General features: G+C 52.5%; 9 protein-coding genes. 6 read left to right on the top strand and 3 right to left on the bottom strand.

All coding sequences use genetic code 11. The features are described 5' to 3' along the window. Nucleotides 1–242: prolyl oligopeptidase family serine peptidase (locus THS27_RS20425; protein ID WP_168184957.1), on the top strand; the 242-nt coding region annotated here is incomplete at its 5' end. A 65-nt stretch (nucleotides 243–307) separates the two neighbouring features. On the opposite strand, the gene THS27_RS20430 is transcribed toward THS27_RS20425, so the two are convergent. After that, nucleotides 308–1,423, bottom strand: a complete 1,116-nt coding sequence (locus THS27_RS20430; protein ID WP_085593942.1) for an anhydro-N-acetylmuramic acid kinase — start codon at nucleotides 1,421–1,423, stop codon at nucleotides 308–310. A 314-nt stretch (nucleotides 1,424–1,737) separates the two neighbouring features. On the opposite strand from THS27_RS20430, the gene tyrS reads away from it, so the two are divergent. Continuing rightward, on the top strand, nucleotides 1,738–2,991 hold the full coding sequence (gene tyrS / locus THS27_RS20435; RefSeq protein WP_085593944.1) for a tyrosine--tRNA ligase: 1,254 nt from the start codon (nucleotides 1,738–1,740) through the stop codon (nucleotides 2,989–2,991). Nucleotides 2,992–3,089: 98 nt separating this feature from the next. Here tyrS and THS27_RS20440 read toward each other — a convergent pair whose 3' ends face one another. Next, the gene (locus tag THS27_RS20440; protein ID WP_085593946.1) at nucleotides 3,090–6,926 is read right to left on the bottom strand and encodes an AsmA-like C-terminal domain-containing protein; all 3,837 of its coding nucleotides are present in this window, start codon (nucleotides 6,924–6,926) and stop codon (nucleotides 3,090–3,092) included. A gap of 253 nt (nucleotides 6,927–7,179) precedes the next feature. Here THS27_RS20440 and THS27_RS20445 point away from each other — a divergent pair, with 253 nt between their 5' ends. From THS27_RS20445 to THS27_RS20460, 4 genes are all read left to right on the top strand, one after another. Continuing rightward, nucleotides 7,180–10,161 carry a bifunctional [glutamine synthetase] adenylyltransferase/[glutamine synthetase]-adenylyl-L-tyrosine phosphorylase gene (locus THS27_RS20445; protein ID WP_085593948.1) on the top strand — a complete coding sequence of 994 codons (2,982 nt, stop codon included), beginning with the start codon at nucleotides 7,180–7,182 and terminating at the stop codon, nucleotides 10,159–10,161. A 67-nt stretch (nucleotides 10,162–10,228) separates the two neighbouring features. Beyond that, the gene (bcp, locus tag THS27_RS20450) at nucleotides 10,229–10,693 is read left to right on the top strand and encodes a thioredoxin-dependent thiol peroxidase (RefSeq protein ID WP_085593950.1); all 465 of its coding nucleotides are present in this window, start codon (nucleotides 10,229–10,231) and stop codon (nucleotides 10,691–10,693) included. Between the two features lie 299 nt (nucleotides 10,694–10,992). After that, nucleotides 10,993–11,766: a response regulator gene (locus THS27_RS20455; RefSeq protein WP_085594002.1), complete on the top strand. Its 774-nt coding sequence runs from the start codon at nucleotides 10,993–10,995 to the stop codon at nucleotides 11,764–11,766. Nucleotides 11,767–11,891: 125 nt separating this feature from the next. Then, nucleotides 11,892–12,713: a ferritin-like domain-containing protein gene (locus tag THS27_RS20460; RefSeq protein WP_085593952.1), complete on the top strand. Its 822-nt coding sequence runs from the start codon at nucleotides 11,892–11,894 to the stop codon at nucleotides 12,711–12,713. Between the two features lie 87 nt (nucleotides 12,714–12,800). On the opposite strand, the gene THS27_RS20465 is transcribed toward THS27_RS20460, so the two are convergent. Next, complete coding sequence (locus THS27_RS20465; protein ID WP_085593954.1) at nucleotides 12,801–13,754, bottom strand: DMT family transporter; 954 nt, start codon at nucleotides 13,752–13,754, stop codon at nucleotides 12,801–12,803. Nucleotides 13,755–13,833: the final 79 nt, after the last annotated feature.

The following is a 13,833-nucleotide window of genomic DNA, read 5'->3' on the forward strand; positions in this document are numbered from 1 at the left end:
CGGCCAGCGATTATGACTTCACCTTTTTGGCCCCTTGCCCGTCGTCAGGCCTTATCATTCACGGGACTCGTGATGAAAATGTGCCGCTTAATTCGGTTACCAAACTGGGCGACAAGCTGAATTCCCAAAAAGGTATCGAAGTCAGCATGTGCCTGATCGAAGGTGCTGACCACTATTTTGCCAAACAGCAGGAAGAAGTGGTTCGCCAGACATCTTCCTATCTTGACAAACGCGGCGCCTAAAACGCACCTGCAGGTTTTTGGTAACAGCCAAAACCGATGAAATATAAAAGGGCTGCCTGGAAAATTCAGGCGGCCTTTTTTGTTTGGTACAAACGCCCGCCCGGGCACGGCGCGCCAACCCCGGTGGTGCCCGGAAAACTAAGCGGCAGGTTCTCCAGATGACGCACGGCAAGATACCCGAAACATTCGGCCTCTACAGCATCGCCATCCCAGTCCAGTTCGTCAACTGACCGGACGGCAACACCAAGATTCTCAGCCAGTTTTGCCATAACAAAACGGTTATGACGCCCACCACCACATATAAACCATTGCAAAGGCGCCACCGGCAAATGGTTAACCGCCGCCACAATGGCAGAAACGGTACATTGCGATAAAGTCGCGGCCCCATCCGCCAATGTCAGCCCGGCTTCGGCAATCAGGCTGTTCATCGTCGCGGCCATATCTTCACGATCCAGTGATTTAGGCGGAACACGGTCAAAATAGGCATCTTGCAGAAATGTCATCGCCACGAACGCGTCAACCTGGCCCGATAATGCCGTTGCCCCATCCTGATCAAACGGGTTGCCGGTATGATGCAGCATCCAGTCATCGATCCGGGCATTTCCCGGCCCGCAATCAAATGCAATAAGGTCTTCGTTCGGGCCAATCCATGTCACATTTGAAACACCGCCGATATTAAGCACCGCCACTGGCGCATCAATTCCGGCACTTTTGATCAGGGCCGCATGATAAACCGGGGCCAAAGGCGCGCCCTGCCCCCCTTGGGCAACGTCAGCCAGGCGAAAATCGGCAACAACGGGAATGTTTGTAAGCTCTGCCAGCAAATAAGGCGTTCCGATCTGGCGGGTAATTCCGCTTGCCGGTTCGTGAAAAACGGTCTGCCCGTGAAAACCGATCACATCAATATCGGCAGCAACCATGCCGGACTGCGCCAGCAATGCTATCACGGCATCAGCGTGAAGTTTTGTTAAGTCATCGGCGACAACATGTTCACTGTTCGTGGCAGAACGGTTGCCAAAAAGGCCCCGTATTTTCTCGCGCAATTGCGGTTCATAGGGAACAGAAACAAAATGCCCGGTTCGACGGACTTCGACCCCGTCAGTTTCAATAATCGCGGCATCAACAGCATCCAGCGATGTTCCGCTCATCATGCCAATTGCCCGGTACCACTTATTTTGCATCGGTTGCCTCCGCCGTGCAGATCTCACGCATCATGTTTCAGGTTGTCACCCAATCTGAAACCGAAATTTCCCCGCCTTTATACGGCGAGCCTGCATTGTTCATGCAAACTGTTTAACATCCGATAACCAGCCCCGTGCCCCTTTAAAACGCGCCGTAAATTTCGCCCAGTCGCATGGCAAACGAACCCGACAAATGTATCCGTGCGCGATGGTTGCTGTTTTTGCCGATTTTGTGCTAAATCATCGCCCGCAGAGTGGCACGAACGCCAACTGCTTCGCATTTGACAATCACAACATAACATAGCGCAAAAACAATGACTGAAATGAAGTCTGATTTTCTCCGCGTCATGAACGAACGCGGTTACATCCACCAATGCACTGATAACGAAGGCCTTGATGCCTATGCGTCAGAAAAAAAGGTGGTGTGCTATGTGGGTTATGATTGCACCGCAGACAGCCTGCATGTCGGGTCGCTGGTTTCGATCATGATGCTGCGCTGGCTGCAAAAATGTGGCCATAAACCCATTGTTCTGATGGGCGGCGGCACCACCCGCATTGGCGACCCCACCGGCCGCGATGATGCCCGACCGGTTCTGACCGATGACATCATCGCTGGCAACATGGCTGGCATTCGCAAGATTTTTGAAAAATTCCTGACCTTTGGCGATGGTCCGACCGACGCCATCATGGTCAACAATGCCGATTGGCTTGACTGCATCAATTACATCAGCTTCCTACGTGATTTTGGCCGTCATTTTTCGGTCAACCGCATGCTGAGCTTTGATTCCGTCAAGATCCGTCTTGAACGCGAACAGTCGCTAAGCTTTCTTGAATTCAACTACATGATTTTGCAGGCGTACGACTTTGTCGAACTGGCACGCAAATATGGCTGCGTTTTGCAAATGGGCGGATCAGACCAGTGGGGCAACATCGTTAACGGTGTTGAACTGGGCCGCCGTGTTGACGATGCCGCCCTGTTTGGCCTGACAACGCCGCTGATCACCACCGCATCGGGTGGCAAAATGGGCAAAACTGCATCAGGCGCGATCTGGCTGAACGAAGAACGTTTGTCTGCCTATGATTACTACCAGTTCTGGCGCAACACCGAAGACGCCGATGTCATCAAATTCATGAAGCTGTTCACCGAACTGCCAATGGAACAGATCGCGGAATATGCCAAATTTGAAGGGGCGGCCATTAATGACGCCAAAAAGATTCTGGCGTTTGAAGCAGTGAAATTGTGCCGTGGCGAAGAAGCCGCCCTTACAGCAGCAGAAACCGCACGCAAAACCTTTGAAGAAGGTGTTTTGGCCGATAGCCTGCCGACGGTGGAAATCGCCCGCGCCGATCTTGATGATGGCATTCCGGCATTTGATTTGTTCCGTCGTGCCGACCTGGCAAAAACCGGCGGTGAAGCCCGTCGCCTGGTGAAAGGTGGCGGTGCCAAAATCAACGACGAAAAAGTCGATGACGAAAACCAGGTTATTACTGCCGCTGCAATTGACAGCACCGGGGTTATCAAACTTTCCGCGGGTAAAAAACGCCACGTTTTGATCCGCCCGGTTTAAGCAACCCTCGTCACTGTGATTTTAAAAACGCCCCGGCATAATGGTTGCCGGGGCGTTTTTTTTCATACCTGTATACCAATGCCGATATACAACACCTGTTACCCCGGTTTGGCCCCGGTAATCAGGTTACGAAAGACACCAGGAACAATGGTCGAAAGCGGATTAACCGAAATATCGGGGTTTTCCACCGCGCCTTCAACCGTATAAGTCGGGGCAAATACACCGCCGCCTTCTTCACCAACCAGCAAGTCACCGATCAACGGTATTTTACCCAGTACCGAATTGAGCGCATAAAACGGCACGATAGACCCCGCCAGCCGGATTTCATCGGTTGCCAGATCAATACTGCCATTTGCGGTAACCCCGATGGCGGCACCATTTGCGGCCACCTTTGACAGGGTTAAAACGTCATTGGCGTAGGTAAAATCACCGTCCATGGCATCAAAAATAATGCCTTTTCCCTGCAAGGAATCAACAAGACCCAGCAGCGATGCCGCATTAAGCACCCGCGCACCTAATGGCGCATTCACAATCCGGAAATTTTCGATATGGGCGCTACCTGTAAAGGGTTGCGAATATTTGTGGTCATCCACCATCCCCTGAACATTCAGTTTGCCACCGCGCAAATCGCCATACAGGTCGATAGCAGCCAGGAACCGTCCGGCATCATCCGATGTCAACTGGACCTTGCGCTTGCCACCGTCAACCGGTTCGACATGGGCAAATAGATCCGCTGTACCATCCAGCTTGCCATTCAGAACAATAGATCGCCATTCGTCCCCTTCAACATGGATAGAGCCCTTAAGCCCCTTTACCACCTGATCACGGGCTGCCAGCAACTCACCAAAATCGAGGAAAATTTCCTTTTTGCCACCGCGACGCGATGTTTCTTCACCAATCCCGCCACTTGCCGGGCCTTGCGGCGCTGTTTCGGCGCTGTTGGCGTCGCGGCCATTACCGTTGTCTGCCGATGTTGATGACGTCGAAATAATCCATGGGCGGGCATCAAATTTATCAGCGACCACTTCAATTTCAGAATCCTGATTGCGGCGGCGATATGTGATCTTGCCATTTTCAACCACCGGGTTATCGCCTTTGGCGTAAAACCTTTTGGCTGTCAGATTAATGTTTATAATCGAAAATTCGGGTTTATCGGCTGATGATGCAGAGCCAGCAGTCCCCGCATCCTGCCCGCCACTTACGGACGCTCCCATATCTTTTGCCGTGCCGTTTTCGGACAGGAACGGGCGCAAATCAACCTGCTCGCCAGTCACATCAACCTGCAAAACACCGTTATCTTTCACAACCAGGGTGCCAGAAAGGCCGCTATTTTCGCGAAAATGCCCATTTGCCAACTCGAAATAGGCCTTGTCGTCCAGCTTGTTATCACCGCGCCATCGCCCGCTGGCCAAAATTGCCGCGTCGGGTGCAGTCAAATCAATCTTGCGAACAACACCGCCACCGTCATCCTTAAACACCACATCAAATGCCAGCTTCGAGGGTTGCTGCGCATCCTTGTGGTAATTGGCCTCGGCTAGATCAATAACGCTATTGGTAAGGTCGGTTTTGCCCGAAACCTCCACGTTTCCGGCCCGTATCACCTTTATTTCAACATCACCGGTCGCCGTTCCATGCAGGAAAGACGACACGTCAACGCCGATATCGTTCAATACCGCCAGATCAAACGTCCCGCCCAATTGATAATGGCTGGTCAGAGGGGTTTTATCGTCAAAACTTTCAACCCAGTTGATGGTGTTATGACCCTGCCCCATTCGGGCATCACCCGTTAATTCCAACCCCTTGGTGTTAACCTGCAATTCAAAGCTGCCCTCTGACAGGTCCAGATCGCGAAAAGCATTACTTACCTTTGCCTTTTCGATACGCGCAGCTGCGGCAACGTCAACATCATCAAACGATAAATCAGACAATAATGGAAAGGACAGTTGAACACGCGTGGCCTGGCTGCCCGAAAGCTGTTTGGGGTCAATCCCCAGTTTTTTGGCAAAGCCCAGCGGCGGATGATCAATCAGATTCATGGCATCGCGCACACCGCCATGCACCACAAATTCTATATTGGCAAATTCGTTATCGGTATCAAGTTTGGAAAAAACCAGCTTGGCGCTGTCCACTTCGATGCCGCTTGCCGCACCGCTATCAACAAAGATGCTAAAACTGTTGGCGTTAAATTCGGCATGACCGGCGGCTTTTTCCACCTTTGGCATTCCGGGTAAATATTGCACATCAATATCAAACATGGTCATGTCACCGGCCATGTGGTCAATTGCGGCGTCGCCGTTTTCCCCCCGGTGCATGGCAAGATCAATTTGCGCACGATGAACGCCGCCACCTGACAAGTTTTTAATCACCCATTCGCGCGGATTGTCACCCAATGTTTCCGGCCACAGGTTACCAAGGTCATTAGTCGCAACATTTGTTACTGCTGCTTTCAACTGCACGGCCCAATTGCCAAGTGGATGATCAATATTGGCATTACCTTCGAGGCCGCTTTCACCTGTTTTTAACTGAACATCGCGAAAGGCCAGCTTGCCCGGAACATAGCTGATCGTCGCCTTGCCGCCGTCTATATCGTACACAGCGTTTAAAGGCGTCGGTAACTGAACACGCCCTTTGCCAACATCAAGCCGGGCAACAACATTTAACACACTGCCATCTGCCCCCAGATCAGCATCAAAATCGCCGGACACCGGCAAATCAAACCGGTCCATTCCGATAAAGTCCGACGAAATTGTCGACAGCGAGGCCGGGATAACATTGCCAATATGCGCCTTGACGGCAATGCGTTCATCATGAGTGGAATAACTGGCCGTTGCTGAAAGGTCGGCAGTCATATCGCCAGCCCCGATCGACATTTTCATATCGGAATCTATACCGTTCGCACTCCGCGCCAAGCGAATATCTGCATCAGGGGCCGACCACACAACACCCAAAAGCCGATCCTCGACCTTCAGGTCAGCTTTATAAATGCCAAAACTTTCAAAATAGGCCGCCGCAGGAAAATCAGCAGCCTCGCCCGATAAAATTGCCACGACCCGGCGCATTAATGTACTGCCAGACAACAATTCCTGTTCTGTCTGATCAACAGCTTCGGGCTTGGCAACGTCCTTGTCATCATTGGTAACTTTGGTGCCATCCCCGATATTTTCACCAACGGTGCCCTTGCCTGCATTATCTGTCATGGCAGGGTTGGCTGCGGGGCTGTTACCGGCATCGGGCATAGTTGTGGCCGGGGCATCACCAACAGCATCCGCTGCATCAGCAGCATCATCCTGATTTTGACCAGCCGGGTTAGCGGTACCATTTGCACCGGTCAGCGACGATGTTTCGTCATCCTTTGACGTTGTCGCGGGTATTGGTGCCGTCATGACCGCCGTATCATCGGGGGTTGTCGGTGTTTGCATGTCGGGCACCCGCGCCGTCGTTGCATTGGCGCCCTGGGCATCTTTGTTTTCGCTGCCATTTGCATCGGCACCGGGCAACACATTGGCCAGGTCCCCCGACAAACCAACATCAAAGCTGCCATCACTATGGCGCACCAGGCGCATACGTGGCGCAATCAGATCAACTTCACGAAGGGCCAAAATACCGTCGAAAAGGGCGCGACTGGAAAAAACCACATCGGCAGCGGGCATGCGCAACATTTCACGGCCATTGGCCTGGCGCACTGAAATCTGACGCATCCGAACATCAAATTTTTCTTCCCAACCCCGCCAGACCAGAACCATGTCTTCGACATCAAATTTCAGATCACCAGAGCTTTTATTAAGCTCTGCCAGAATGTAAGGGGCAATGCGGTTCAAGGATACCGGACCTTGCGACAAGCGCCATATTAACACACCGGAGAATACACCCACAAACAGCACGCAAAACGCGAACAGTGATGCCACAATCCCGGAAATTTTTTTAACGTGCCTCAACGACCTGTATTCTCCAAACCTGCTTACATCCTGTTTTTTCAATCAAACCATTAACGCAGCACAAGGCAAAGGGTTTCCATGACTTTACCCTAAATTAAAACTGATCTGACATGAGGTGTTGTTTACAGAGCCTTTTTGTCATCACCAAGAGAGGTTATGACTAAAGTGTGATTTAAGATCAAAAAGATGCTGCCAGAATACCGTGCGCCCACGTAAAAGGGTGATGGCACCCTCAACCAAAGGAAGGCCCAACGTGACCCTCGCCTGGACCCAACAGATACTGCCTGCCCCCTTTGACGCGGAACGCTGCAAAACCGGCTTTGAACGCTGGCTTGATCTTGCGCGCAAACCGGTATGGGAAAGCATGGCCGAACGGTTTGCGCAAATGGCAGAGAACCCTGATCAGCATCAGGTTCTGGCGGCCCTGTTTGGCAACAGCCCCTATCTGACCAGCCTTGCCCTGCGCGACCCGGATACGATTGCGGAAGCCTTTGACAAGGGCTTGGAGCACGCATTTGACGTAGCATTGGACGACGTGAAATCAGCCGCCAGCGCAGCAGGGACCGACCAGCCAACAGCGATGATGCGTGTGCGCCGGGCCAAACGCCGGGCAGCACTGGTTATTGCCCTGGCCGATATCAGCAAAAGCTGGGACCTGGTGCAAATTACTGCCGCGATCAGCAAAACCGCCGAAACGACGTTGAATTACACATTGGCACACTGCCTGTCGGCAACAGCACGGCAACGTAACCTTGCCATTCCCTACCCCGATGACCCGCTGCGCGAATGCGGCATTTATGCCATTGGCATGGGTAAACTTGGCGCCAATGAACTTAATTATTCGTCCGATATCGACCTGATTTTTCTTTATGACGGCGAAAAAATCGGCTGGGTTGACCCCGACCGCATGCAGCAAATTCTGGTGCGTATGGTGCGTGATGTCACCCGGATTATGGAAGAACGCACCGGCGACGGGTATGTTTTTCGCACCGATTTACGCCTGAGGCCCGATCCGGCGTCCACCCCGCCCATTCTGTCGGCTTTGGCCGCTGAAACATATTATGAAACTGTGGGGCAAAACTGGGAACGGGCCGCAATGATCAAGGCCCGCATTGTGGCGGGCGACTACGCCGCCGGGCAGGAATTTTTAAAAATCCTGCGCCCGTTTGTCTGGCGTAAACATCTCGATTTCCTTGCCATCCAGGATATTCATTCGATCAAACGGCAAATCAATGCGCTTCGCGGCGGCAGCAAGGTCAATGTTCCTGGCCACAACATCAAGCTGGGCCGTGGCGGCATTCGCGAGATTGAATTTTTTGCCCAGACCCAGCAATTGATCTGGGGCGGACGCGAGGTATCCTTGCGATGCAGAAGCACCTGTGATGCCCTGCGTGAATTATGCGAATTCAAACAGATATCCGATGTGGTTCGCGACGAGTTGCTGGAAGCCTACGAGTTTTTGCGCAATGTCGAACATCGCCTGCAAATGACACATGACCAGCAAACCCAAACCCTGCCCGAAACCGAAGAAGGCCTGGCCGCGTTGGCGTGCTTTTTGGGCTATGACACCAGTGATGGCTTCAAAAGCGACCTGATGGGGTATTTGCGCCGGGTTGAATCACATTATGCCGAACTGTTTGAAGAGGATTCCCCGCTGGGTGGCAGCGAAGGCAGCCTGGTGTTTACCGGCACCGAAGACGACCCCGAAACCATCGAACAATTGCGCCAGATGGGTTTTGAAAATGCCAGCATGATTTCAAGTACGGTGCGGGGCTGGCACCATGGGCGATATCGCGCCACCCGGTCGCGCCGCGCCCGCGAGATTTTAACCGAACTGATGCCCACCCTGCTTAAATCCCTGTCAGAAACCACCAACCCCGACATGGCCTTTCGTGCCTTTGACGAATTTTTAAAAGGCCTGCCGGCCGGGGTACAGCTGTTCTCATTGCTAACAGCCAACCCGGAACTATTACGGTTGCTGGCTCAAATCGCGGGCACCGCCCCGCGCATGGCTAAATATCTGGGGCGTAATGCCAGCGTGCTGGATTACGTTTTGATGTCAGGCTTTAACGATGAATTGCCCGATGCCCAAACCATGCTGAACCAGTTAAACGAACAATTGTCCCAGCCCGGTGCGGAAATGGTGGAACAGTGGCTTGATATTGCACGACAATGGGCCAACGATCAGAAGTTTCGCATTGACGTGCAAACCATTCATAACCGTCATACGCCGCATCAGGCAGGCCGGGCATTGGCCGATGTGGCCGATGTGGCCATTCGCGGGTTATTTCCACGCATCGCCAAAGATTTCGCCCAAAAACATGGCGGCTTTGATGAAGGCGGACTGGCGGTATTCGCCCTTGGCAAACATGGTGGGCAGGAACTCTCGCCCGGGTCCGATCTGGATATGGTTTTTGTCTATGACGTGCCCGAGGGATACGATGAATCCGATGGGGAAAAACCCCTGTCGCCGGGGCATTATTTTATCCGGCTTAGCCAGCGTTATATTAACGCCCTTTCCGCCCCCACAGCCGAAGGCGTGCTGTTTGAAACAGATTTGCGCCTGCGCCCCAGCGGCAGCAAAGGGCCGCTTGCCTGCCACTTCAACAGCTTTGATGCCTATCAGAACAACGAAGCCTGGACGTGGGAGCATATGGCATTAACCCGGCTGCGCCCGGTATATGGCCCGGAAAAACTGCAACAAAAGGTCATGGCGTGCACCCGTACCGTTTTATGTAAACAGCGCGACCCGCATAAATTGCTGCGCGATGTTTACGATATGCGCAACCGCATGGCCGCCAGCAAGGGCAGCGATCAGGCGTGGGATGTTAAATTACGCCGCGGCGGATTGGTTGACCTGGAATTTATTGCACAATATTTGCAATTAAATCATGCCCATGATCATCCTGAAATCCTGTCTTCGACCACACGGAAAGTATTTAAACGCCTGGGCAAGGCCGGTATTTTACCCGCAGAAGAAGCCGCATGGCTGGCCAATGCATCGTCATTCTGGTTGGCATTACAAGCCATGATCCGCCTGACCACCGAAGGTCGGTTTAATCCTGACAATGCCAGCACCGATTTGCGCCGTATGCTTGCCAGTGCCGGCCAGTGCGAGGATTTCGCCGAACTGGAACAAAAACTGGGCGATACGGCAGATGGCGTAAAACAGATTTATGATCGATTGATAACAGAACCCGCCGAAAAATTGGGGCCGGTTCAACAGCCAGACTGAACCGGTTACCGTTTGCTACCTTATAAACAACATCGATTAAACTGCCCAAAACAAAGGACGACCAGAGATGAGCATAGCTGTTGGAGATACCGCCCCGGATTTTGATTTGCCGACCGATGGTGGCGGCAATGTAAAATTATCCGACCTGCGTGGAAAACCGGTGGTGATTTATTTTTACCCAAAGGATATGACGCCGGGCTGCACCACAGAATCATGCGATTTTCGCGATCAGCACCCCGATTTCGCCGCGGTTAATGCGCAAATCATTGGCATTTCCAAAGACAGCGTCGCCCGCCACGATAAATTCAAGGCCAAACACGATTTGAATTTCACGCTGGCATCGGACGAGGAAAACGACACCTGCGAAAAATATGGCGTGTGGAAAGAAAAAAGCATGTATGGCAAAAAATACATGGGAATAGAGCGCACCACCGTCGTGATTGACGCCGAAGGTGTCATTCGCAATATCTGGGAAAAAGTGAAAGTCAAAGGCCATGTGAACGAAGTTCTGGCTGCCGTCAAAGCCCTGTGACGCTGCGTGACTTCACAACCAATATTCTGGCCGGCCGCAAGCATTTGCTTTGCGGCCGGTTTCATGTAACCCCGCCAGGGGCTTCACGGATTGCAGAATTATTTACGACTTAACAGCGCATTTTCATTATTATTGTTTAATTTCAATTCATTGAATAAATTCATAAACTTTGCCATTAAGGCCGTATGCATCTTGCAAGTCCCCCGCAATAATATGATATTTATAAATCGGGAGTTTGCACGACCGCCCTTAGGCGGCCGGGACAGAAAATTTCAATGCATGTATGGCGGGGCCATTTAATGAACAAAAATGTCGTTGATCTTGACGATCAAATGTTAGCCGATTTCAAGGATGAAGCCCGCGATATCATCAGCAGCCTTGACGTGCATTTGCAAAATGCCCATTCGCAGCCCAACCGCGATATTTTGCTAACCGCGATCCAGCGCGAGGTTTTCAACCTGCGATACAAGGGCAAATCAGTAAATGCCCCGCTGATCAACCTGACCAGCCACCGCCTGGCCGATTACGTCACCAGTTGCCGCGACCTCAATGACGATTCAATTGCTGACATTCAGTCCTTTGTCGATAAAATCGAAGGCATTCTGGATGGTGATATTTCAGGTGCCAGCACCGATTCTGCCGAATTTGTCCGCGAGTTGCCGTCAAAACGCGCGCCTGATATTGACCCGGCCTGGTTAAGCAAAACCAATGTCGAAGCCCTGCTGGTCATTCCGCAACGCTCGATGGCGGCCATTGTCGAACGCGAACTGGCCGCGTGTGGCTATCGCAGTTCAGCCACCCAAACGTCGTTTGAAGCAATCGAACTTGCGGTTCGCACCCGCCCCGATTTTATCATTGTTGCCAAAACAATTGATGATCTGGACGGGGTTGATCTGGTCAGTGCGCTGCAAGCCATGCCCAAAACCCGCGATATCCCGACAGCTGTTTTAACATCCGATGCCCCCAATCATCCGTCCTTGCGCGACCTGCCATTTCGCACCGCGATTATCCGCAAGGGCGGTTCATTTGGCGATGACCTGGCCGAAGCACTGGCGCGGTTCAACATTACCTGATGGCCACAAGGTAACGGTCACCCAACCTGCATAGCATAAAAACGCCATTTGACCCCAAAAACGGACCATGCCACACAGCACTGGTCGGTTTTTCTTTCCTGCCATAGCCGACTGTCATAAAACCCATGTACCAAACCCTTGCTGATGCCGCCAAACAGGCCCTTTTAACCGTTGACCCCACGCAAAAGGCCCATTTCAGTATTGAACTGGCCCGTCAATGGCGTGAAGGAAGCATCACCGAGGTTGGCAGTACCACCCTGCCCGACCGCCCGGCGCGACCGGCCAAACCCGAAACATTGCCGCCCAACAAAATGCCAAAACGCAGCAAAGGTGGGCTTAAGGGGCGCATTGGTTTGCTGCACGCGCTGGCCCATATAGAACTCAATGCCATTGACCTTGCATGGGATATCGCCGTGCGCTTCCCCGATGAAAACATGCCGCGTGATTTTCACGATGCCTGGGTTCAGGTTGCCGCCGACGAAGCCAAACATTTTTTAATGCTGAATAATCGCCTGGGTGAACTGGGCGCGACCTATGGTGATTTACCCGCCCATGACGGATTATGGCAAAGCAGCATGGAAACCGCCTATGATCTGCTGGCCCGCCTTGCCGTAGTGCCCATGGTGTTTGAGGCCCGCGGACTGGATGCCACCCCGCCGACAGTCGAACGATTAATCGCCAATGGCGACCCGGAAAGTGCGGAAATATTAAAACTGATCGCCGCTGAAGAAGTCGCCCATGTCAGCGCCGGACGCAAATATTATGAAATGATGTGCGACAAGCGCGGCCTGCCCTATTACACCACCTGGCACGGCCTGTTACGCAAACATCTGCGCGGCCCGCTCAAACCGCCCTTTAACGACGAAGCCCGTTACGATGCGGGCATGCCACCGGACTATTACCAGGATTATGTATTGGAATTACCAGGCGACGAGGGCGATGCCTGAACTGTGGCGATACCTTATAAAACCACTGTCGGCACCCGGCTTCCGGCTCCCGGCAGCGGTTTCTCAAATCTCAAGCGTTCCACGTAATCAGGATGTCGCCCTACACGAAGCGGCCCCTTTGCTGATGACCGGCTTATGCCTGGTCGCCGTGCGAAAGACAGCAATATATAACCCAAAACCAATCAACACGGCCCCGACAATCTGAATTGCGGCGATGTCATTTCCCAAAATGGCAGCGGATAATATTAACCCCGATAACGGGTTGATCAAATGGGCGGCGGCGGCCTTGCTGGCCCCGAACCGTTTGATCAGATACAACCACATAAACATCGCCCCCAATGTGATAACGACGGCCAAATATAAAATCGCCATCAGGGTTTGCAAATGCAGGGCCGCCTGCCATTGGGCCAGTTCAGGGGCCCGAAACAGGGCAACCGGCATCAATACCAGCCCGCCGACCAGCGATTGCCAAAAATTTACATCCACCGGTGATGCCCCGGTCGAGCGCCCCCGCAAATAAACCGTACCAACGGCAAAGGCCACGGTCCCGCCAATTGCCATGGCATAACCTGCCCACGCCGATATGCCAGACATAACCGTTTGAGGCATATTGATACCCGACCCTGGCTGCCATATGGCAACACAAGCCACCCCCGCAACACAAATGGCAAAACCTGCCAGTCGTTGCGCATTAAGCGTTTCCTGCCCGGATACCACGGCAAAAGCACTGGTTAATAATGGCGCACAACTAATTATCACCACCAGCACCGGGGCGGGCACCGTTTGCAATGCCAGAAAACTTAGCCCCAGATATAACGCATTGTTTAAAACCCCGGCAATGGCCCCAAACCGCATGACGGGTATCTGTAAAAACACCTGCCCCCGGCGCAATACAAACGGCAGTAAACACAGCGCACCAAGCAAAAAACGAATGGCAAGCAGCACAATCGGGTCAAGATCGGCAATTGTCACCTTGCCAACAATAAAGGCCGACGACCACACCAGGCTGAAGCCTGCAAACAACACAAGAATACGTCCCATTTTGGCTTTCCTTCTGCAAAACAGAATTTGATGCCCAAATTGTGCATGACGAATTTAAAAATGGAAAATTAATTAAAAA

The organism is Thalassospira sp. MCCC 1A01428 (assembly GCF_002115825.1).
Lineage (GTDB): Bacteria > Pseudomonadota > Alphaproteobacteria > Rhodospirillales > Thalassospiraceae > Thalassospira.